This is a genomic window from Streptomyces sp. NPDC034099 (genome assembly GCF_055575415.1).
In genome coordinates this window covers 159,848-181,368 of the sequence record NZ_JBVISR010000005.1, presented here as the reverse complement: position 1 = coordinate 181,368, position 21,521 = coordinate 159,848, and the positions used below count along the sequence as shown (strand labels likewise).

18 protein-coding genes and 2 pseudogenes are annotated in these 21,521 nt (G+C 69.3%); 9 read left to right on the top strand and 11 right to left on the bottom strand.

Annotated elements, in window-relative coordinates:
- Positions 1–178: 178 nt before the first annotated feature.
- The 3 genes from ACZ56V_RS16585 to ACZ56V_RS16575 are packed head-to-tail and all read right to left on the bottom strand — an operon-like array spanning position 179 to position 3,165.
- Complete coding sequence (locus ACZ56V_RS16585) at positions 179–811, bottom strand: RraA family protein (protein WP_468942947.1); 633 nt, start codon at positions 809–811, stop codon at positions 179–181.
- A 35-nt stretch (positions 812–846) separates the two neighbouring features.
- Positions 847–1,836 carry a hydroxyacid dehydrogenase gene (locus ACZ56V_RS16580; protein ID WP_468942944.1) on the bottom strand — a complete coding sequence of 330 codons (990 nt, stop codon included), beginning with the start codon at positions 1,834–1,836 and terminating at the stop codon, positions 847–849.
- 33 nt (positions 1,837–1,869) lie between these two features.
- Positions 1,870–3,165, bottom strand: coding sequence for an MFS transporter (locus ACZ56V_RS16575; protein ID WP_468942941.1), 1,296 nt, complete (start codon positions 3,163–3,165; stop codon positions 1,870–1,872).
- Positions 3,166–3,469: 304 nt separating this feature from the next.
- On the opposite strand from ACZ56V_RS16575, the gene ACZ56V_RS16570 reads away from it, so the two are divergent.
- Positions 3,470–5,017: an IclR family transcriptional regulator gene (locus ACZ56V_RS16570; RefSeq protein ID WP_468942938.1), complete on the top strand. Its 1,548-nt coding sequence runs from the start codon at positions 3,470–3,472 to the stop codon at positions 5,015–5,017.
- Here ACZ56V_RS16570 and ACZ56V_RS16565 read toward each other — a convergent pair.
- Positions 5,006–6,172, bottom strand: coding sequence for an MFS transporter (locus tag ACZ56V_RS16565; protein ID WP_468942935.1), 1,167 nt, complete (start codon positions 6,170–6,172; stop codon positions 5,006–5,008). The genes ACZ56V_RS16570 and ACZ56V_RS16565 overlap by 12 nt on opposite strands.
- A gap of 157 nt (positions 6,173–6,329) precedes the next feature.
- Between ACZ56V_RS16565 and ACZ56V_RS16560 the strand changes: the two genes are divergently transcribed.
- Positions 6,330–8,108 carry a hypothetical protein gene (locus ACZ56V_RS16560; RefSeq protein WP_468942932.1) on the top strand — a complete coding sequence of 593 codons (1,779 nt, stop codon included), beginning with the start codon at positions 6,330–6,332 and terminating at the stop codon, positions 8,106–8,108.
- 127 nt (positions 8,109–8,235) lie between these two features.
- Positions 8,236–8,802 carry a TetR/AcrR family transcriptional regulator gene (locus tag ACZ56V_RS16555; protein WP_468942929.1) on the top strand — a complete coding sequence of 189 codons (567 nt, stop codon included), beginning with the start codon at positions 8,236–8,238 and terminating at the stop codon, positions 8,800–8,802.
- Positions 8,803–8,840: 38 nt separating this feature from the next.
- Here the strand turns inward: ACZ56V_RS16555 and ACZ56V_RS16550 are convergent, their stop codons facing one another.
- The gene (locus tag ACZ56V_RS16550; RefSeq protein ID WP_468942927.1) at positions 8,841–10,097 is read right to left on the bottom strand and encodes an MFS transporter; all 1,257 of its coding nucleotides are present in this window, start codon (positions 10,095–10,097) and stop codon (positions 8,841–8,843) included.
- Positions 10,085–10,912 carry a glycoside hydrolase family 3 N-terminal domain-containing protein gene (locus tag ACZ56V_RS16545; RefSeq protein ID WP_468943491.1) on the bottom strand — a complete coding sequence of 276 codons (828 nt, stop codon included), beginning with the start codon at positions 10,910–10,912 and terminating at the stop codon, positions 10,085–10,087. The genes ACZ56V_RS16550 and ACZ56V_RS16545 overlap by 13 nt, the downstream gene beginning before the upstream one ends.
- 407 nt (positions 10,913–11,319) lie before the next feature.
- Here ACZ56V_RS16545 and ACZ56V_RS16540 point away from each other — a divergent pair, with 407 nt between their 5' ends.
- Together ACZ56V_RS16540 and ACZ56V_RS16535 are read left to right on the top strand one after the other, a co-directional pair.
- Entirely contained in the window at positions 11,320–12,024 is a 705-nt protein-coding gene (locus ACZ56V_RS16540) for a TetR/AcrR family transcriptional regulator (protein ID WP_468942925.1), read from the top strand.
- A 336-nt stretch (positions 12,025–12,360) separates the two neighbouring features.
- The gene (locus ACZ56V_RS16535) at positions 12,361–13,809 is read left to right on the top strand and encodes an MFS transporter (RefSeq protein WP_468942923.1); all 1,449 of its coding nucleotides are present in this window, start codon (positions 12,361–12,363) and stop codon (positions 13,807–13,809) included.
- A gap of 327 nt (positions 13,810–14,136) precedes the next feature.
- Here ACZ56V_RS16535 and ACZ56V_RS16530 read toward each other — a convergent pair whose 3' ends face one another.
- On the bottom strand, positions 14,137–15,504 hold the full coding sequence (locus tag ACZ56V_RS16530; RefSeq protein ID WP_468942921.1) for a caspase, EACC1-associated type: 1,368 nt from the start codon (positions 15,502–15,504) through the stop codon (positions 14,137–14,139).
- Positions 15,491–15,928, bottom strand: a complete 438-nt coding sequence (locus ACZ56V_RS16525) for an effector-associated constant component EACC1 (protein ID WP_468942919.1) — start codon at positions 15,926–15,928, stop codon at positions 15,491–15,493. The genes ACZ56V_RS16530 and ACZ56V_RS16525 overlap by 14 nt, the downstream gene beginning before the upstream one ends.
- Before the next feature lie 463 nt (positions 15,929–16,391).
- Between ACZ56V_RS16525 and ACZ56V_RS16520 the strand changes: the two are divergent.
- Both ACZ56V_RS16520 and ACZ56V_RS16515 read left to right on the top strand, forming a co-directional pair.
- A pseudogene (locus ACZ56V_RS16520) lies at positions 16,392–17,119 on the top strand (SPDY domain-containing protein); the annotation flags it as partial.
- Positions 17,120–17,451: 332 nt separating this feature from the next.
- Positions 17,452–17,784, top strand: a complete 333-nt coding sequence (locus tag ACZ56V_RS16515) for a MerR family transcriptional regulator (RefSeq protein ID WP_468942917.1) — start codon at positions 17,452–17,454, stop codon at positions 17,782–17,784.
- 359 nt (positions 17,785–18,143) lie between these two features.
- On the opposite strand, the gene ACZ56V_RS16510 is transcribed toward ACZ56V_RS16515, so the two are convergent.
- Positions 18,144–18,617: an ATP-binding protein gene (locus ACZ56V_RS16510; RefSeq protein ID WP_468942914.1), complete on the bottom strand. Its 474-nt coding sequence runs from the start codon at positions 18,615–18,617 to the stop codon at positions 18,144–18,146.
- 629 nt (positions 18,618–19,246) lie between these two features.
- Here ACZ56V_RS16510 and ACZ56V_RS16505 point away from each other — a divergent pair.
- Positions 19,247–19,402: a hypothetical protein gene (locus tag ACZ56V_RS16505; protein WP_468942911.1), complete on the top strand. Its 156-nt coding sequence runs from the start codon at positions 19,247–19,249 to the stop codon at positions 19,400–19,402.
- Positions 19,403–19,895: 493 nt separating this feature from the next.
- Positions 19,896–20,672, top strand: a complete 777-nt coding sequence (gene trhA / locus ACZ56V_RS16500) for a PAQR family membrane homeostasis protein TrhA (RefSeq protein ID WP_468942908.1) — start codon at positions 19,896–19,898, stop codon at positions 20,670–20,672.
- A 159-nt stretch (positions 20,673–20,831) separates the two neighbouring features.
- Here the strand turns inward: trhA and ACZ56V_RS16495 are convergent.
- Together ACZ56V_RS16495 and ACZ56V_RS16490 are read right to left on the bottom strand one after the other, a co-directional pair.
- Positions 20,832–21,128: pseudogene (locus ACZ56V_RS16495) on the bottom strand (SCO5918 family protein); the annotation flags it as partial.
- Positions 21,129–21,177: 49 nt separating this feature from the next.
- Positions 21,178–21,513 carry a CBS domain-containing protein gene (locus tag ACZ56V_RS16490; protein WP_468942905.1) on the bottom strand — a complete coding sequence of 112 codons (336 nt, stop codon included), beginning with the start codon at positions 21,511–21,513 and terminating at the stop codon, positions 21,178–21,180.
- Between the last annotated feature and the right edge of the window lie 8 nt (positions 21,514–21,521).

Below are 21,521 nucleotides of genomic sequence, written 5' to 3'. Positions count from 1 at the left end.
CCGCTGGTAGTGGTTGGGTGGGCGCGCCCTCAATCGCGCCCCCCAACCCTGTCCACAGCGTGTTGCGGCCCACCTCTGTGCGGTGAAGGCGGGCGCGTGCCCAACCACGGTGTGGAGTTCTTCCTTCAGCCGTCAGCCTGCTGGACAGGGGGGAACTCGGCTGCCGGCGCCGCTCTGGTCAGGCGGCGTGGATGGCGTCGCGCATCTTCTGCTCGGCCTGCTCCTGGGCCTGGGTGTGTGCGAGGGTGGCTGCCAGGGCGTGTCGGGGGACGACGATGATGCCGTCGTTGTCGCCGATGATGGCGTCGCCGGGGCTGCAGACGACGTTTCCGCAGGCGACCGGGTAACCGATGCGGCCGGGGCCGTTCTTCCACGGGCCGGCCGGGGAGACGCCGCGGGCGTAGACGGCCAGGCCCTGGCCGGCGAGTTCGTCGACGTCGCGGACGGCGCCGTCGATGACGACCCCGGTGACGCCCTTGGCGAGGCAGATCTCGCCGAGCAGGTCTCCGAAGACGGCCCGGTTGGTCTCGGCGTTGGCGTTGACGACCAGGACGTCGCCGGGGCGGGCGTCGTCGAGGGCGCGGTGGATGGCGAGGTTGTCGCCTTCCCTGGCGTGGATGGGCAGCACCGTGCCCGCCAGGCGAGGGGAGGGCGTCACAGGGCGGATGGGGGATGCCATGATGCCCATGCGGGCCTGGACGTCACCGATCAGGGCCACCGGGTACTGGGCGAGCTTCTTCACCTCGTCGAGGTCGGCGCGCTGCCACTGCTCGGCGATGTCGATGTTGTCGGTGGAGGCGTTGATGAACAACGGAAGTCTCGATTCTGGTCGCGGATGGTGGAGGGTCAGGCTGCGGCGGCGGGGTTGTTGACGGCGTGCTGCGGGCTCTCGCCGGCGAGGGCCTGCTGGATGCAGTGCAGGGCCTGGGTGCCGGCGGCGAGCAAGGACTGGGTGGTCTGCCCGGCGATGTGCGGGGTCACGATGAGGTTGTCGAGGTGCCCGTTGCGTGCGGCGATCTCCGGGCTGTGGGGCAGGGGATCGTGCATGTCGGTCGACTCACCCTCGAGGACGTCGAGCGCGGCACCGCCCAACTGCCCGGACTCCAGAGCCAGAAGCACCGCTGACTCGTCGACGAGGGCTCCACGGGCGGTGTTGATGAGTACCGAGCCGGAACGCATACGGGCGATGGCATCGGCGTCGACGATCCGCTTGGTCGTCGCGGTGAGCGGCGCGTGCAGACTCAACACGTCTGACTGGGCGATGAGTTCGTCGAAGGAAACGAGCTCGGCTCCGTGCTGCCGGACGAACTCCGGTGCAACGTAGGGGTCGGATACGAGGACGGGCATGCCGAAGCCGCGTGCGATGTCGGCGGTCAGGGAGGCGATCCGGCCGAAACCGAACAGGCCCAGCGTACGGCCGTGCAGCTCGAACCCGGTCAGGTGCGGCTTGATCGATCCCCACTGCCCGGCAGCTGTGCCGGTGGCGGCGGCCGGGACGCGCCGGGCCAGGGCCAGGGCGAGGGCGAAGACGTGCTCGGCGACGGAGCGGGCGTTGCTGCCCGGTGTCACGGATACCCATACACCGGCCCGGGTGGCGGCGGGGATGTCGACGTTGTCGGTGCCTACCCCGTGCCGGGCGATGATCTTCAGGCGGGGGGATGCCTGGATCTTCTCGGCGGTGAACCGCTCGGCGCGCAGCATGACCGCGTCCACGCTGCTCTGGACGGCAGCGTAGGGGGTGGCAGTGGGGCCGTAGCCGAGGTGGACTTCGCCCATCTCGTACAGGATGTCCAGCACCTGGGGGTGGATGGCGTCGGAGACGTAGAACGACGGCATGCGTGTCTGGTCCGTTCGGTCGGGTCGTGCGGGTCAGGCGTAGAGGTGGTCGTGAGAGGCGCTGCGGCGTACCGCACCGAGAGCGATGCCGAGGCCGAACAGGCCGAAGAAGACAAGGATGTAGGCGGGCACGAAGGTGCTGCCGGTGGAGTCGATGAGCCAGGTACTGACGTAGGGTCCGGCTCCGCCGCCGATGACAGCGCCGATGCTGTGGCCGAAGGCGACACCGGTGTTACGGACCTGGACGGGGAAGAACTCCGGCATGACCGCGTAGGTGCCGGCCTGGCAGAGGGCGTACGGGACCATGCCGAGGATCAGGCCGACGATGGCCAGGCCCACCGAGCCGCGACCCATGAGCCAGAACGAGGGGATCGTGACGGCGATGTAGGCGATGTAGGAGACGATCAGGACGCGCTTGCCGCCCAGTCGTGAGCCGAGCTGGCCGCACAGGGGGATGAACACGGCGGCCGTGAGAACGGCGAGCAGCACGATGGTCGCGGCCTGGCTCTCGCTGAAGTCCAGGACGGTGCTCAGGTACGAGGCGACGAAGACGGTGCCGACGTATGTGCCGACGTTCTGCACCGTGGAGATCGCCATGACCTTGGCCAGTGGGCCGCGGTAGCCGGCTGTCAGTTCCTTCAGCGGCTTGCGGTCACTGCGGTCGGCGGGCCCGGCATCGCGGAACTCGGGGGTGTCCTCGATCTTCAGCCGCAAGTACAGACACAGCAGGCCCAGCGGGACCGCGAGAAGAAACGGCAGGCGCCAGCCCCATGCCTCCATCGACTCTTCCGGCACGAACGAGGCGGCCAGCGCGGCCATGCCCGCCGCGCACGCCTTGCCGAACACCGCGACGCCGGGGATGAACGAGATGTACAGCGAGCGCCGCTCTTTGGGCGCCCATTCCCGGATGTAGCTGGCCGCGCCGCCGATCTCGCCGCCGGTGGAGAAGCCCTGCAGCATGCGCAAAACGATCAACAGGATCGGCGCGGCGACGCCGATGGTGGCGTAGCCGGGAAGCAGTCCGGTCAAGGCGGCGGCCAGGCTCATCAGCCCGATGCTGGCGACCAGGCTGACCCGGCGACCGGCGCGGTCGCCGAGCCGACCGAAGAACAGGGCGCCCAGCGGACGGACGGCGAAGGCCGAGCCGAACACCAAGAAGGTGTTGAGCAGGCCGACGGTCGGGTTGTCACTGGGGAAGAAGACGATCGACAGGGTCGCGGCGACATAGCCGTAGACGCTGAAGTCGTAGTACTCGATGAACGTGCCGAAGGCGGCCACGGCGGTGGCCTTCTTGGCTTTGCGGCGGCGTTCGTCGGTGACGGGGGTCACCTCTGCAGTGTCTGCGGGGACTGACATCTCGCACCTCGCTGTGCAAAAAATGGGACAGTGTCCTGTAAACTGTTCAGGGAGTGTCTGGGGGAGATCCGCCTGGTGTCAACCCCTGCCTGCAACCAGGAAGAGACCTTGGCGAAACCGCCAAGGAGAGCACTGAGCAGCAGCAACAGCCCTCGCACCCGCAGGAGGCCCCGTAAGGTGACTGAACGCGGACACGGCAGGGGCGCGACGAGACGGAGAGGCCCGCCATGCTGACGTCGCCGAACAGTCCCCGACCGCGCACTGAAGGGGGCTCGATATGAGCAGCGGATCAGCCGCCAACGACCGACTCATCGCTACACTCGACGCCCTCACCCGCCGCACCGTGGACGAGCCGTGGGGTGTGCGTGAACTGGCCGAGGAGACGCGCCTGAGTCGCAGCACCGTGCACCGCGTCCTGCAGGCTCTTGCCGAGTGCGACCTGGCCGCCCAGACCGCCAATGCCACCTACACGTTCGGGCCCCGCCTGCGGGTCCTGATGGGCAGTGTCCATCGCGCCCACCCGCTGCTCAGCCAGGCCCGTCCGCTGACGGAAGAACTCGCGGCCACCTGCGATGCCACGATCCTGCTCGCGCTCTACGAGCCTGGGCGCACTCAGGTCTTCGTTGCGCTGGCCGCTGTGCCGGACGGACCGCTGCGCTACCGCCTCGATCCCGGCCGGATCATCCCGCTGCACGCCGGCGCGGCCGGCCGGGCCATCCTCGCCGAACTCGGTCCCGAGGTCCTCGACCGCCTCGACCTGGTCACGCACACCGCGGACACGGTCACCGACCGCGGCGAACTCGCCCGGCTGCTCCAGCAGTCACGCCAGGACGGCATCACCATCAGTATCGGCCAGCACGTCGCCCTGGCCTCAGGTGTGGCAGCGCCCCTCCACGCCGCCGGACTGATCGGCGCGATCTCGGCCACCCGCCTGCGTCACGAGACCACCACCGCGGACCTGGAGCGCTTCGCCGTCCATGTCCGTGACACCATCGACGAGATCGGCCGCCTCGTCGGCGGCGTCGATCCCGTCGCCCAACACGGCACAAGCCCGGACCCGTTGGCCGGCCGCCGCGGTGTGGAGGGGAAGGCATCGGCCGCCGACCGCCTGGAAGGACTGCTGACCGCTCTGGCCATCGGAGCACCCCTACCGACAGGGGGCCGTGCACTGGCCCGGCTCCTGGGCGGCAACCCTGCCACGACCGCCCGTCTCCTCGACGCCGCCTTCGCCACCGGACTCGCCGTCACCCGCGACGAACAGGCAGTGGCCGGGCCACTCCTCCTGCGCTGGGCCGCCTCTCTGGGGCCCCTGCCGTCCAACCGTGCGATCGCCGAGCCGGTACTCCGTGCCCTCGCGCAGGACACAGGCGAAACCGTCGCCCTCACCGAGTACGCCCCGCAGACCCGCTCCGCTCGCATGACCTGCGTGGTTCCGGGCCCCAAGCCGGTCCACTACAGCCTGCCGACGGACACCGAAATCCCCCTGGCCGCAGGCGCTGCCGGCAAGGCCATCCTGGCCCACCTGCCAGAAGACACACTGGCGCAGCTGCCCATGGTCAAGTACACCGACAACACCCCCCTCGACCGCGCGCACATCAGCAAGGATCTGCAGCGGGTTCGTGAACGGGGCTGGGCTCAGGGGGACGGTGAACGCATCCCCGACGCCTTCGGTATCGCCGTCCCGTACTTCGTCGGCCACGCGGTGGCCGGGTCCGTCACCGTCACGGTTCCGCGTCATCAAGCAGACCAACTCGACGTCGACGGCCTCACCCGCCGGCTCACCGACGTCGCTCATACCCTGACCCGTCTCCTCTCACTGCGGTAGGCCATTGGTGATGGGAGCCATGCAACGCCGCCGCATCGAGGCGATGTGCACGGTCGCGGCTCCGGCGAGCGGCACCAGGGCGACAGCGGGCAGGAGGTACGGGCCCACGGCGGGGAGCAGGGTGCCGCCGATGAGACCGCCCAGGCTCATTCCCAGGTAGACGGAGGTGGTGTTGAGCGGGATCAGCAGGCTGCTCCGTTCGGCGAACAGGTCGATGATGCGTACCTGCTGCGGAGCGATGAAGACCGGGTTGAACAGCCCCCAGAGTGCGAACAGTGCGATGCCGAAGGCCGGCTGGGCGGGCAGCAGGGCGACGCCGGTGAAGGCGAGGGCCACCCCCGCGATCGCCCCTGCGAGGGTCCACTCTCCGCCGAACCGGGTGTACGCGCGGGCCCCGAGTGCGTTGCCGCACAGGGCTACGGCACCGAAGGCCACCAGGATGACCAGGGCCGTAGTATCCGAGGCCCCAAAGCGTCGGGGGAGGTAGGCGGTCGCGGTGCCGTAGACGACGTACTGGGCGAGCAGGGCCAGGAAGGTGGTCCACAGGATCGGCTGTGCGCCAGGGGAGCGCACGACCGTGCCGAAGTCGCGCATGCGCAGGACGGTTCTGGGCGGCAGCGGTGGGAGCAGGGCCACCATCACGACCAGACCGATGAGGATCAGCGCTGCCAGCGCGGCGAGGGTCCAGCGCCATCCGACGAGCGCTCCGGCCGCAGAGGCGAGTGGTGCGCCGAGAACCATAGCGGTGATGGCGCCACTGCCCACGAGTGACAGCATCCGGGCGCGCCGTTCAGACGGAGCGATCATGGCGGCGGCGACCGCCGCGGTGGGTGCGAACACCGCGGCGCCGACACCCTGGATCGTGCGGGCGGCGACCATCAGCGGCAGTTGGGACGCCACCGCGCTGCCCAGGCCGCCGAGCACCATCAGTGTCAGGCCGATGAGCAGGACCTTCTTCCGGTCCACGCGTTGGAGCAGCACGGCGGCGACCGGCGCTCCCAGGGCGAAGACAAGGGTGTAGACGGTGCTCAGTGTCCCGGCCGCACCGGAACCGACGCCGAGACCGTCGGTGATCAGCGGACCGAGCCCGACGATGGCGACCGCGGCGGCCACCATGGCGAAGTAGGCGACGGTCAGGGCGAGAAGGGCAGGCATCGGTGAACGGGGAGGAGGCATGAGGTCCTTTTTACAATACGGTACGGTGCGTATTGAATAAAGGATACGCGCGGCACCGCGCGGGAATGACCCGGCCTCTGCTCCCCGGGGCGCCCGTGCACGCCGTGCCCACCCATCCGAGATCGGAGTCAGCACCGTGACCGACACGTACTACGACCTCGGCGACCATCGCCGCACCGTCACCACGTCCTCGCCGCAGGCGCAGGTGTGGTTCGACCGTGGCCTGCTGTGGGCGTACTGCTTCAACTTCGAGGAGGCCGCGAGCTGCTTCGAGAAGGCTGTCGTCGAGGACCCCGAGTGTGCGATGGCCCACTGGGGGATCGCCTTCGCCAAGGGCCCCAACTACAACAAGGCCTGGCGCTTCTTCGACGCCGCCGACCTGAAGGCCTCCGTCGACCGGGCCAACGGCGCCCTCGAGCGGGCGCGCGCCGCCTCCGCCTCGTGCACTTCCTTCGAGCGGGCCCTGATCGAGGCCATGGCGGCACGCTTCCCGCGCCACGGCCTCCCCGAAAGACCGGACGGGTTCGCCGCCCTCGACCGCGCGTACGCCGACGCCATGCGCGAGGTCCACCGGGCTCACCCGGAGGACCTGGACTCCGCGGCGCTGTTCGCCGACGCGCTGCTGTGTGTGAGTCCCCGCGCTCTGTGGGACCTGGACACGGGGGAGCCGGTCGGCTACGGCACTCTGGAGGCCCGCGGGGTCATCGAGTCCGCCTTCGCCCGGCCGGGCGGAGACCGGCATCCGGCTCTCAACCATCTCTACATCCACCTGATGGAGATGTCCCCGTTCCCGGAGACCGCTCTCCCCGCGGCCGACCGGCTGCGGAACCTGGCCCCCGACGGTGGGCACATGGCCCACATGTCCACGCACATCGACGCCGCCTGCGGCGACTGGCGCCGCGTGGTGGAGTCCAACGCCGTCGCGGTCGCGGCCGACGACCGCTTCTTCGGGCGCGAGGACGGCAGGCACTGGTACTCGCTCTACCGCGCGCACAACCTGTGCGTCCTGGCCTACGGCGCCATGATGTCCGGAAGGTCCCGCGAGGCGCTGGACGCCGCCCGCCGCATCGACGCACTCGTCACGCCGGAACTCCTGCGGATCGACAGCCCGCCCATGGCCGACCTGATGGAGAGCTACCGCACCACCCTGCCGCACGTCCTGATTCGCTTCGGCCGCTGGCAGGAGATCCTCGAGCTCGAACTCCCACAGGACCAGGAGCTGTTCTGCTCGACCACCGCGATGATCCACTACGCACGCGGTATCGCCTTCTCCGCGCTCGGCCGCATCGCCGAGGCCGAGGCGGCCCGAGAACAGTTCGCAACAGCTCGCGCCATGGTGCCCGGGACCCGGTGGAACGCCGTGCCGGCCAAGGAGGTCGACGTCCTCGATGTCGCCGACGGGATGCTGGAGGGCGAACTCGAGTACCGCAAGGGCAACTTCGAGGCAGCCTTCGCAGCCCTGGAGCGTGCCATCGAGGCGGAGGACGCGCTGCCTTACACCGATCCGCCGGCCTGGCTCCAGCCGGTCCGTCACGCTTACGGCGCGCTCTCCATGGAACAGGGCCGGATCGAAGAGGCCGCTGCGATCTACCGCGCGGACCTCTACCTGGACCGCACTCTCGCCCGTCGCCGCACCCACCCCAACAACGTCTGGAGCCTGCACGGACTCCACGAGTGCCTCACCCTCCTGGGGCGGCACGCGGAGGCCGGGCAGATCGCGCTGGCCCGCGACATCGCCGTCGCCTCGGCCGACGTCCCCGTCGCGGCCTCCTGCTTCTGCAGGCTGAGCGCCTTCGAGGACGGGTCGGCGTCCGGGTGTTGCGGCCCGCAGGGTGAACGGGGCGCGGACGGCGCCCAGAACGCCGATGACGCCCAGGATTCCGGCACGACCGCGTGCTCCTGTTGCGCACAGTGACGTGAACCCGGCCCGGCCGGGCCGCCCCGGGGTGCTCCACACCGCCGTGTGTGGAGCACCCCTTGCGTGTCCGGCACCGCACCGGATTCCCCTACGCACCGTTACGGCACTGCCGTAGGCTGATGACGTGCAAGGAAGACCAAGGGATCCGGCTCGCGACGAGGCGATCCGCAAAGCGGCCCTGGAGATCGTCACGGAACGTGGCTACCGGGGCATGAGCATGGAAGGCGTCGCGGCCCGCAGCGGCGTGTCCAAGCAGGCCGTCTACCGCCGCTACGCATCGAAGGGCGAGCTGCTGCTCGACGCCCTGGACTCGGTCGGACGTGAGGTGTTCCCGGTGCCGGACACCGGCAGCCTCAGGAGCGATCTGCTGCCGATGGTGCGGGCGGCCTTCGAACTGCATCGCTACAGCAACAAGGCCTTCAGCCAGGCCGTCGCCGCGGAGGCGGCCCAGGGACCGGACTTCGCGAGGCTGGCTGTCGAGTCCGTCATCAACCCCCGCCGGGATCTCTTCCGCGAGGTCATCGCGCGCGCCCGGGAGCGCGGCGAGGTCACCTGCCCCGACGACGACGTCCTCATCGACCTGATCTACGGGCCCATGTGGTACGCGCTGCTCTTCGACTTCGACCGGCTGACCGACGAGTACGCCGAGTCGATCACGGACGCGGTGCTCGCGGCGGCCCGTCCCACCTGAATCCCCTTGGGGCCCGCACGCCGGCGCAACCCCACTGCTCAGCGCACTCCCCGCACGCGCAGGATTGTGAGCGCGCCGAGCACGGTGAAGGCCGCGGCGACGTAGAAGAGGACGGAGTAGTCCCCGCTGCCCATGGCCAGGATCGCGGGTGCGACGGCCGGGGCGATCGACTGCGGCAGGGCGCTCGCGATGTTGAAGACGCCCAGGTCCTTCGCGGCGTTGCGCGGGTCGGGCAGGACATCGGCCACGAGGGCCAAGTCGATCGCGAAGTAGACGCCGATGCCGATCCCGGAGACGGCCATGGCCACCAGGAACGGGGTCATCTCCCCAGAGAACGCGACGAGCACAAGCCCTATCGAGTAGATGACGGCGGCGGCCAGGACGAAGGGCTTGCGCCGTCGCAGCACGTCGGAGAGGCGGCCGCCGGCGAGACTCGCCACGACCCAGAAGGCGGAGGAGACGAGGGTGGCGACGAAGACCTGCTCCGGAAGGTCCGCCTCCGCGACGCCGATCTTGTCGAGCAGGTAGAACGCCTGGTAGGTCATGAGGAAGGCCTGGCCCATGACGAACAGGAAACGGCTCAGCCAGGCCCAGCTGAAGTCGGGAGCCTTGACGGGATTGACATACAGGCTCGTGACCAGCTCCCGGAGGGACCACGCCGGCCGGTCGGCGGGGTCGAGCCTGCGGTCACGGAGCACGATCACGAACGTGACGATCGGCACCGCGGCCAGTGCCACAGGGAACAGGAACATCGCCGACTCACCCAGAGGAGCGACCAGTTGCACGATGTACGTGCCCAGTGCCATGGCGATCGGCATGCAGACGCCGAGGATCCCGGAGACCGTGCCGCGCTGTTGTGCGGGGATCTGGTCGGAGAGCACGGCGACGGTGGCGGCGAGCAGTGCGTTGAGCGAGAGCTGGGCGAGGGCCCATCCGGCGATGACGACCGGGAGGGCCGGGGCGAGCGCCACGACGAGCAGTCCGGCCGCGCCGCCGGCGAGGCCGATCACCATCCACGGGCGGCGCATGCCCATCCGGGAGACCGTCCGGTCGCTGAGCTTTCCGAAGACGGGGTTGCCGAACATCGCGAGCACAGCGCCGACGCCGGTGACGAGGCTGAGGGCGCCGGGCCCGTCCGCGGTGCCGACGAGATCGTTGATCTTGAGTGGCAGCGTCACCATGATCGGCGCCGTTAGGGCGAGCCAGAGGCCCAGGTACGCCAGGGTGAACAGGCTGATGAATCCCGCCCCGACGTGCGTGGTTCTCGTGGTGCGCGGGGTGGTCAGAGTCGGCATCTTCGTCGCTGCTTTCGGGTCAGAGCGCGGCGAGGCGGGCCAGGAGCCCGGCGCGTGCTTCGGGGGCGAGGTCGTCGGCGACCATGGTGATGACGGTGGCGACGTCCGTGCCGAGCGAGACGTTCAGCAGGGGGTGGGTGAACAGTTGCGGCAGTTCCTCGGCGAGGACGGCCTTGGCCTCCGGGTCCTTGAGGAGCAGGCCGACACTGGTGCGGTGCAGCCGGTAGCGTCCGCCGCGGGGGCGGGTCAGGGTGGTGGCGGCCCGCTCCGTGTCGGTGGGCTGTGGGCGCGGCGTCCAGCCGGCGTCGTAGCGCAGGCTGTGCCCGAACGCGAAGGCGGGCTCCGCGGTGTCGGAGGGAACGTCGGGGCGGCCGGCCTCCACCGCGGCCATCGAGGACGGCAGCTCGAAGGGCAACCGGCCGTGCGGGGCGGCCTCGCCGAACACGACGCGGGCCAGCGCCTCGTCGTCGGCGCCGAAGTCGGCGACAAGGGCGTCGGCGTGCGGGACGAGCGGGGATGCCCCCGGCGCGGGCCCAGCGGGGGTCGGTGGCCAGATCGATCTGCGGGTGCAGGCCGAGGGTGATGCCGACGGCGCGGTACTCACGGCGCACGGTGTCGGCGAAGCGCTCGGTGAGTCCGGGGTCGTCGAGAGCACCGAAACCGAGCGGCTCGGGCCACTGGGAGAAGGGGCCGGCGGCCAGGCCGGTGCCGAGGTTGTTGCCGAACGCGTGCCGGGGGTCGGAGGAGATGGTCGCGGGGACGGCGAGCGGCTGCTTCTGGATCTCGCGCTGCACCGCGTTCGCCCACTCGGCCATCTCGCGGGCGCTGTCGGCCTGGAGGGCGTTGAAGTGGTTGATGCGGCGATCGAGGATCGTGCGCGTGGACGGGTAGCCGATCGGGCCGGGGGCGTCGAAGTCCGCGAGCCCCACCAGGGGCTGGAACATCAGGCCCGCCTTGTCCTCGAGGGACATCCGGCCGAGCAGGTCCTCCGCGCGGTGAGCCGGGTCGATGCCGGAGTCCTGGTACGGGTACAGCGTGCCGTCGTGCATGGGGTGACACCCACTCGATCTCTCTTCCGGGAACGTGGGCATCAGCGGTGCGTCCGTGTGCGGGACCGCGTACAGGGATGGACGCCCTCGTCCTGAGCCACCGCGACCCGGGGCCCGAAGCGAATTGTTACACCAGTGCCACGTTTCAAGCCAGGGTCTCTTATGCTGGGCCTGTGGAGACCAGCCCCCGAACCGAGAGCCGCGCCGAGAGTCAGTCCGGAAGCAAGGGCGGGAAACCGGCCCGGGGCCGGACCGCGGCCGGCGGGTACGCCAACGGACGCGTCCGCCGCCGGGCCATCGTCCAGGTGGCCGCCGAACACTTCGCGGTGAGCGGCTTCAACGGGGCGACGGTCCGTGACATCGCCGCGGCCGTCGGGATCTCGCGGGCCGGCCTGATGCGCCACTTCGAGAGCAAAGAGGCTCTCCTGCAGCAGGTGCTGGAGGACCGGGACGAACGCGACCGCGAGCACTTCACCCCGTACGCGCGCATACCGGGCGGGATCGGAATCCTGCGCGGCATGATCGACCTGGCGGAACACAACGAGCGGACGCCGGGCATGATCAACCTGTTCCTCCGGCTGTCCGTCGAGGCCTCCGCCCCCGAACACCCGGCGCACGGCTACTTCCGGAAGCGGTACGCGGACATCCGCGACGGCACGGCCCGGACGCTGCGGTCGGCCGCCGCCAAGGGGTATCTGCGCCCCGGTGTCGACCCCGAGGGCGCCGCCATCCGGCTCACCGCGGTCATGGACGGCCTGCAGACGCAGTGGGTCCTCGACCCGGACATCGCGATGAGTTCCCAGGTCCGCGCGGCCATCACGGATCTCCTCACCGCCGAGGGGGTCGATGCGTTGGCACGGGTCACGCCCGCGGAATGAGCGGTCGGGGCGGTCGGCGCACGCGAGCGAAGGCGTGCTCGACAGGTGCCCGGTCTCCGCGAGGGGAGTCGACCGCCCCGCCAGTGCTCTCCGGCCGGGCGCGGGTGTCCGGGGTGCGAGACGTGCGCGGCGGTGCCGTTCTCGGCCGCTCCCGCCCGCTCGGTAGCCGTTCCCGCCCTCATGGTCTCCCTGTCACCTCGCCCCGAGGAGATACCCCCCTCCCGTATATGGTTACATACCAGTGGGGGGTATCCATCCGTGACCGTGGGGGCGATCAGACCCCGTGAAGCAGTGCGAGGGCTGGGGATCCTGCGGGCACCGAGTGAAGGAGACGACGTGACAACGACGGCGAGGCAGCGGGCAGGGATGGTCCCGCTGCTGGTCATCGCGACCGCCCAGCTGATGCTGGTGCTCGACGACTCGATCGTGAACATCGCGCTGCCGAGCATCCAGCGGGACTTCGGTGTGTCGGCGGAGCATCTGCCCTGGGTGGTCAACGCCTACATCCTCGCGTTCGGAGCGCTGCTCCTGCTCGGTGGCCGGATCGGCGACCTGTGGGGGCGCCGTCGCACCCTGCAACTCGGGATCGCGGTCTTCGTGATCGCGTCCCTGACGGGCGGTCTGGGACAGAACGTCACCATGCTCATCGTCGCCCGTGCCGTGCAGGGCATCGGAGCGGCGCTGACCGCCCCGAACGCACTGGCCCTGATCACGACCACGTTCCCCGACCGCAAGACGCGTGACCTGGCGCTGTCCCTCTACGGGGCGATGTCCGCACTCGGGATCGTCGTCGGACTGCTCCTCGGCGGTGTCCTGACCGACCTCCTCGATTGGCGGTGGGTGTTCTTCATCAACATCCCGTTCGGCCTGCTCGTTCTTCTGGGCAGCCGCACCCTGGTCGCAGCGGACCGGCACCCCGGCCGGGTCGGCACGGTGGGGGCGGTGCTGGGCACCGGCGGAATGGTCGCGCTCGTATACGCGATCACGCGGTTCGGTGAGGACGGCTTCACCGACCCGGTCGCACTGACCCTCCTGGCGGCGGCCGCCGTGCTGCTGGTCGCGTTCGTCCTCACTCAGGCCCGCAGTGCCGGCCCCCTGGTGCCGCTGAGCCTGTTCAGGGACCGCAACCGCTCCGGCGCCTACCTGATCATGCTGCTGCTGGCCATCGGCCCGATGGGCACGTTCTACGTCGTCACCCTCTACCTCCAGCAGGTGCAGCAGTTCAGCCCCCTTCGCACCGGGGTGGCATGGCTGCCGTTCGCCGCCGGACTCGTCCTCGGTGCCGGCGCCGCCCCGAAGCTCCTGGTGAAGATCGCCCCCCGTTTCGTCGCCGCTCTCGGCGCGCTGCTGAGTGCGCTGGCCGCGTTCTGGTTCTCCACGATCACCGTCGACACGGGCTACTGGCCGCACCTGGCACCGGCGATGTTCGTCCTAGCGCTCGGTTTCGGTTTCGGCGTCCTCGCCCTGACCCAGGCAGCGGTCTACCGCGTCGACGCGGACAAGGCCGGGATCGCCTCGGCCCTGCTCAACTCCGCCCAGCAGATCGGGGTCGCCCTCGGCCTGGCCGTACTCGCCGGGGTCGCCGCCACCGTCACCGCGCAGCCGGAGAAGGCCGCGCTGGGCACCCGAGAAGCGCTGGTCGTCGGCTACGGCACGGCCCTGACCGTCGCCGCAGGCATCCTCCTCGCCGCCGGCCTCCTCGCCCTCGCCACCCTCAGCGCGCGCCCGACCACGGAACAGGACGGGCCGCAGCCGGTGGAGACGAACACCGGGGCGGGAAACTGACCGGGGGCCGGGCGGTGCCTCCGGCAGGGCAGCGGGGGTGACGCTGTTCCCCCGCTGGGATCCCGCGGGCGCTCTCGGAGCGGGCGCTCTTCACGGCCCGTCGGCCAGTGGGACCGCGTCAGGGCGGTCGCCGCCTCGTGCCGACGCCGGCCACCTCCCTGAGGCCGCGAAGGCGCCTCCGGCACCACACGCTGAAACAGATCCCACAACTCATCCGGCACCAGCCGCTCAACGATCCCCACCACGGCCGACAGTTTACCCAGCCAAATGAGATGCCGTCTTGGTACACAACGGTCCAACTGTGCCGCGCTGCAGAGATGGTGGTTGTTACTCCTGCAGGCCCGCGTGCAGGTCAGTGAGTTTGTTGATGTCGGCGCGCAGTTGGTCCGCCCTCTCTCGGTAGGCGTTCACGGTGTCCATGGTCAATTGGTAGCTAGCCTGGCTGCGTCCGCCGGGGACTTGGGCTGCGTAGGGATCATTGACAATCGTGGTCACGTATCCCTCTGTGCGATCTTCGAGGGATTTGATGGATTCGGCGATGACCATCCATCGGGAGTCACCGGTGGAATGGTGCAGCCAGGTCGCGATGCTTGCGGGGGAGCGGACATGGAACGGTACTTGTAGGCGGCGGCGGACCGTCTTGAACTCTTTCTTCAGGTCCGCCCACGCTTGATCGAGCAGCCGTCGGTGCGCGTACTGCTGCTTGAAGTATGCATCGTCGCCGGGATAGGGGAGTTCGCTTTCGGGCCGCCATCGTCCGACCGGGGCAGGTCGCCAATCTGGCCCGGGTGCGCTGGCCGGGACGACAGACCGTACACCTTCACTATTCTTCTGCATCTGATCGATTTTGGTGGAGATGCCAGGCAATTCGGCGCTGTAGAGCTTGGCATCCTCGCTCACTCCAGCAGGCGCCGCCGCAGTGGCGGCACGGTTCGGGAAGCAGAGGGAGTCAGCCACCGTGTTTTGGGCGAACTGTTGGGGCGCCGGGCTTCCCCTTTCCAGCAGCCGCCTACGCACCCGCTGCCACGCAAGGGTGACGCTTAACTCCGGCCCGATGCCGGGGATTCCGCGCTCAAGGATCTTGATAAGTTCGCCTGTGGCCTCCGGATAGGTGGCGCCGGGCAGTACGAAGGACTCCCGGTTGTGCGGAGCGGACGTAAGTACTACGTCCCCGTAGTCCTCCGAAGGATCGCTGTCCAGAGTGGCCGGTTCGCCCAAGGCTCGGGCCAGTTCGTCGCGCGTGGCCCGGCCATGAGGACTCATCGCGCCGGCCAAGCCGCTGTAGCAGCAGTCCAGCACGGTCAGGCGGTAACGTGCCGACGCGCCGGCTGTCCGCAGAACACGACGCAGGTCCCGGTATGCGAGCGTTCCGACTTGCGGGTAGTTGGGGTCGGCGCCGGCCAGGCACAGGTAGAGGTTCTCCCCTTCCTGGTCGCGGAGGCCGTGTCCGGCAAAGTAGACGACCAGAGTGTCCCTCGTCGCTTCGGCGGCGTCGCGGACCGCGCTCAAGATGCCGCCTGCGGACGCTTCGGCACCGAGCACTGTGATGTGGCTTTTGGGAAGGCCCCAGAGGTCGAGCAGCAGCTTGGAGAGCCTCCGGGTTCCGTGGGCTGCGGCGGGAAGTGATGTCATGCCGGTGTAGGTGTCCAGTCCGACGAGCACTGCCCGGCTTGCCCGCGGGTCAGGAATCACCATCGGCTCCGCTGCTGGAAAGAGTGCCCCCCGCCGGCCCTTGCGCCTGGCCGGGGAGACCGGTGCCGGCTAGCAGGCCTGCGATCTGGACTGCTTCTTCGGCGGAACCCGCCTCGATCACAGTTCGCGAGTCGCCGTGTTCGACGACCAACCGCACCGCCGACTGGACACGGGGAGGCAGCGAAGCTCGGAACGATTTGTGTGAGTACACCAGCGATGCCACGGAGAACCCACTGTTCAGTACCAGACCGAGCCACTCGACCAGTCCGGCGGACATCGCGCCGTCATCTACTTCTGAGCGGATCCGACTGATCTCCACGTGCGGGCCCACCGTGCGGTCCTGGACAAGCCACCGCGCGAAGGCTTCCGTTAACTGTGAGGCATCCTGATTTTGAACACCGCCTACGACTTCGATACGAATGCGCACACATACCCCCACGTCGGGCTTCCGTCAAGCGAATGCCGCTTGAACTGTACTGGCTGATCAGTGCACGTTCTACCGGACGGCGCAAGGGCGTTTCCGTCGGCAGGGGGGGTGACGGTCGGAAGAGGGGCGGATCGGTCACGTCGACTTGGGCAGGGAGTCGAGAGAATCATCAGCGGAGAAGTGAGTCCGCCTCACGGGGAGGCACCTCCGTTTCCCACCCCGACATACAAGCTTCGATGACGTGACCACCTCCGCCGGGCGCCTTGGTTTGTGACGAGGGCCGAGCCGTCCTTCGTGAACATGGTCGCCCAGATCCGCTGAGTCGTGATCGCGACCTGGCTTTCCGCCACCGACCCAGCTCTGCCCACCTCGGACGAGAGGTCTCGCACGCCGGGGCCAGCACCGCGCACCCAACCGCATGGCCTACGAAACCCGCGGCCCTTGACAAACCTGATTCCACATAATCGGCAACGCCTACCTCACGGCTCCCGACGGCAAGGTCCGCCTCGGATACCTCCCCGAAGGCGAGACGACGGACTGTGGCGCGTCAACGCCTACAAGGACGCCTTCGGCCCGCCGGCCTGGGGCGTCTGCTTCAACGACGCCGCGCCCACGGAGTTCGTCACCGCCTTCACCACCGCCCTCGCCGAGGCGTACCGGCAGGGACCGGACCACTACCTCGCCCGGCCGGTCGCCGACAGCGCCGACCACAACCCGTTCCTGGCCGTCGCCCCCTCGTCAACCACGGTTGGCAGCTCGACCGCCCGCACCCGAGCGCCTTCGCGATCACCTCACCCGACGGGCTCGCCACGCTGGAGTACACCACCGGAGACCTCGACCCGGCGATCGAACTGGAAACCCGCGACGCCCGCTGCACCTGTGGGCCGGCACCTCCTCAGCCCGGCCCTTCTGGTACGCCACGGCCAGCACCGACACCCCAGCCGCCCTCCTGTGAGCCGTGACCGAAGCCGTGGCCGACCCCGCGCCCCTTCCTCGCCGGCGGGACGACACCTCCAGCTACGTCAAGGACCACGCCCAGCTCTCCCCGATCCTCCCGCCGAGTCCGCCGTCGCCCACCCCCCTTGACGTCCGGCGGGCCGCCCCGTCCCGCCGCCCGGCCGCGCCCCCCGCGGCCAGCGTCCCGCGCTGGAGTACCACGAGCCGACCTGCCTGCCCGGCCCACGCCGCTGACCCCAGCCCAACCCCGACCGTGACCTACCCCTCGTGTCCCTGCAGCCCCCGAATTCTTCAACGAACTGCGCCTCCCGTTCCACGACCACGCCGTCGTGGGTAACACCTACTACGCCGCTCCCGTCCCGGGCACGCCGCTACAGCTTCGGATCGACTTCACCCGCGCCGTCCACGCGGACACCTATGGCGGGCTGCGTGTCGCAGTCGTCCACCCGGAGCGCGGGGAGATTGACGCGGTGGCGCTCAGCTTTGTGGACCACGGAAGCCGACAGGCAAGCCGATGGAGAAGCCGAGCGACAATCCCTCCCCGGACCAGCACGACGAGGACGAGGATGTCCCGGCTCCGTCCCCCTCGGGCACCTCGACGGTACCCCGCCTACACCATGGGGCGGGCGGCCGAGATGCTCGGCACGACCCCCGCTTTCCTGCGGGCCGTCGGGGAGGCCCGGCTGATCACGCCGCTCCGCTCGGAGGGCGGCCACCGCCGCTACTCCCGCTACCAGTTGCGCATCGCGGCCCGCGCCCGCGAACTTGTCGACCAGGGCACCTCCGTGGAGGCGGCCTGCCGCATCGTCATCCTGGAAGACCAGCTCCAAGAAGCACGGCGTATCAACGAGGAAATGCAGAGGCACCCCGTCGGCCTGGCGGACAAGGCCGACGCCTGAGGCCGAGTCTGCCAGCCTGTCCTGTGAAGGTGGGAAGCTCATGCCGTAACTCGAAGAGGCAGCTGTCCGCACCGATGTGGGTGCACTTCGGTATGAGGGGTCCCGACGACTGCCGGGTGTGCAGGGGAGTGGGGAGCAACGCCTGGGCCGAGACTGGCTCTGTGATGACTACGCCAGCCCTCCATGCGAAGCGTTAAGACGGCGTCTGTGCGGCGCGTGCCGGACGGGCGGGCTGAGGCCGTGGACCGGAACGCGTCCGACTGCGACTTGGTTTCGGACGGCGGGGGCGCAGGGTCTGTGCCGCGGGATCAGGGCACTGGGGAGACGTGGAGGCGTTCGGCAACAGGGTTGGCCACAGGTCACATCAGCCGCCCTGCGGGGTGCCCGCCGGGATCGTCGGCCAGCACGATGGCGGCTTTGACGCGTTTACCCACCGGCTCGCGACGGATCTCGAAGGTGCGGCACACGGCCATCACGATCTCCACGCCGTGCTTGCCGACCCGGTCCGGGTCGGTCGCCTGGGGCACCGGCAGGCCCGGGTCGCTGTCCCAGACGCTGATCTCCACGGCACCGTCGTTGATCTCCAGGTCAAGCAGGCATGGGCCGGGCGCGTACTTGTGCGCGTTGGTCACCAGTTCACTGACCACCAGCTCCGCCAGGCCCATCGCGCGCTCCGATACCGGGACTCCGTGCGCGGCCTGTGCCCGGGCCATGAAACGGCGGGTCACATTCCGGGCCTCCCCGATGCGCTCTCCGCCCTCCAGGGCGATCGCGGACAGCACAGGTCGGCCGGCCAGCGACTGATTCGCGTCTTCGTGCACCACTGGCCCCATACCGCCACCCTTGTCCTGAGCAATCCGGCTTGTGGTCGCCCAACCGCACTGAAACCCCGACTACATGCAACCCTCGTGTCACGGTTGCATAAATCACTCAAGTGCGGCGGCCTCGGCGGGTGTGGGGAACGTCGGTGGGGGAGAGGCCGGGACGGGGCGATGCCAGTGCCGACGGCGGAGGTCGCGGGGACATCGATACCGACTTCCACCACCAGACCGGGTTCCACCAGCGTGACGTCCACCTGATCCAGGCTGCCTCCGTAAGCGCTCGACGTCAGGGGTGTACCGGCGCAGTTGTACCGTTCCGCCCGCAAGGAATACCCCGGAAGACCACCGTCGCGCCCGGCGCCGTCGCCGGTACGGCGCGATATGAAGGAGGCAAACCTCCTCGGGTGACGGGCCGGACTGTACGGCCAACGCCAGGGGTTAAGCGCGGCCATCGTGAGTTCCACGGGGCAGAAAGGGGCTCAGTGGGACGTCCTTGCCGGAACCGTGCTGCTGGGTGTCCGCCACATGGCAGGTGATCCCATGCTGTCTGCGACCCAGGGCTGTCCTCCGTCTGGGCGAGGGTCCTCGTCTTCTGGGCGGCATCCCTTTAACGTGGGCGGCAGCCGCCGAAGGGAGGCGCCATGTCGGACGATTCGACGGGCCCGTTGGGTACGGCAATGCGGGAGGTCACGTTCCCGGACCAGTCTCGCGGGATCATCTTAGTGCGGGCGGGGACACCGCAGGACGAGGCCGAGGCAATGGCCGCCCGGATGTGGGCCGATATGCCGGAAGGCTGATCTGCATGAATGCAGGTAACCCGTACTGCCCTCTCTCGCATTTGCCGAGCCGTCGGCCATGAACGGAACCAGCCGTACCGAGCCCGCGCCGGTGCATGGCGCCATCTGTACGCGTCGATTGCCTGGGGAGGATGCGCGGTGGCGGTCTCTGCGACGAGGCCGGGGCCACTCGGGGTGAGAGACGCCGCGCCGCGTTCCGCAGCATGGTGCGCCTGTTGGCTGTCCAGGAGAACACCGAGGGGAGAGTCGTCCGCCTCTAGCCCGGCGTGCTTGCCGGGCGAGGAGCAGGCGGTGAAGGACGGGCTTGCCGAAGGCGGCCGAGGAGACCTCGTCGGTCAGCCGACTTGCACGGCCTTCACTGACCCAGCGGCGGCAGGTCGCAGGCGTCGGAGGTTTCTCAATGGCAGCACTCGCCCCGCCTGGCGATGCCGGCCCGGCGGTGGAAGCTCGACCTTCCGCAGGGCTGTTTCGGGCATGCTTCTAGCATGATCGGATGGTTTTCGATGACGCCCATAGGACCAGGACGGCACGGGGAGTTGTGGAGGGGGAGGCTGTAGCCGGTCTTCCCGGCGGGGCACACCGTGGCGGTGCCGGGGAGAACTTTCATCCTGTGGCCGACCTGGCCGGGTGGGCGGCGGACCTGGTCGAGCCGGTCAAGCCGAAGCTGCGTGGCTGGCTCCACGCCGCTATGGTCCCGGCCTCGTTGAGTGCCGGCATCGTCTTGATCTGCCTGGCCCGGACGCCGGCGGTCTGGGCCTGCACCATGTACGCCGTGACCGCCTGGCTGCTGTTCGGAACGAGCGCCGTCTACCATCTTGGCACCTGGGGACCGCTGGGCGAGGCCGTTCTGCGTCGTCTCGACCACGCCAACATCTTTCTGATCATCGCCGGCACCTGCACGCCTCTGGCCGTGCTCCTCCCTGCTGACCGGCAGGCCCTGCTGCTGTGGATCGTATGGACGGGTGCACTGGCCGGCATCGCCTTCCGTGTCCTGTGGGTCAACGCTCCCCGCTGGCTGTACACCCCCTGCTACCTGGCCCTGGGCTGGGCACCGGTGCGCTACCTGCCCGACTTCCTGCACACCGGCGGAGCGGCCGTAGTCACCCTGATCGTGACCGGCGGTCTCCTCTACAGCGCAGGCGCGGTGGTCTACGCCGTCCAGCACCCCAACCCCTCGCCCCGCTGGTTCGGCTTCCACGAGGTGTTCCACGCTCTGACCGTGGCAGCCTTCACCGTGCACTACATCGCCATCTCCCTCGCCGTCTACTGACCCCAGCAGGAGGAATCGCTCCTGCGCCACGGTGCCGTCGCCCCACTCGCGCACCGACCGGAGAGTGCGGCATACGGTGAGGGCCCGACCAGTGCGCGCCCGTCGGCCCCTCACCGCTGTTCTGGTGTCAGCGCGCGCCTGTCGTCGGTCAGACGGACAAGGGGCGCCGAGCATCGCGGAAGTTCGCTGCAACGGACTTTCGATGCGCGCGGGATCGGCCTCGGGCAGGGTGCGGCAGGTGAAGCCGAGCCCGGCCATGGCCCTCATGACCTCGCCGGCGCTGAAATCGCGGCGGTCCTGACGGGTGATGACCTGGCCGACCTGCTTGACGGGGTAGTGACGCCGCCAGATGATCACAGACTCGCCGGTGACCGGTTCGGGCTTGACGCCCTTCATCGACTCCAGCACGCCGCTCTTGGTCAGGTCGAACGGGAAGCGGGCAATGACACAGCGCATGATGCCTCACAGGAAGAAGAGGAAGCGGGACTGGCCGCCGTCCGGCGGTTCAGCGGGAGAGCGCGAGGACGCCCAGGGCGCTGCCGTGTTCGTCGACCGCGGGGACCGGCCCGAGCCGCCCGCAAGGCACCGCGTCCTCGGCTTCGGCCCTCGTGGCCAACGGTGAGACGAAGTACTCGCTGCCGTCGGTGATGTCACCCAGGCGGAGCCGGTCGGTGTATCCGGAGCTGTCCCGGACGGCGGTGAGCCGGGCCTGGGTGACCAGGCCGACGCTCCGGGCATCATCGTCGCAAACCACCAGATGCTCGGCACGGGCGGCGGCCATCACGGACAGCGCCACCTCGACGGTCATGTCGTACCAGACCTGCGGCCCAGCCGCGTCCATGACATCGA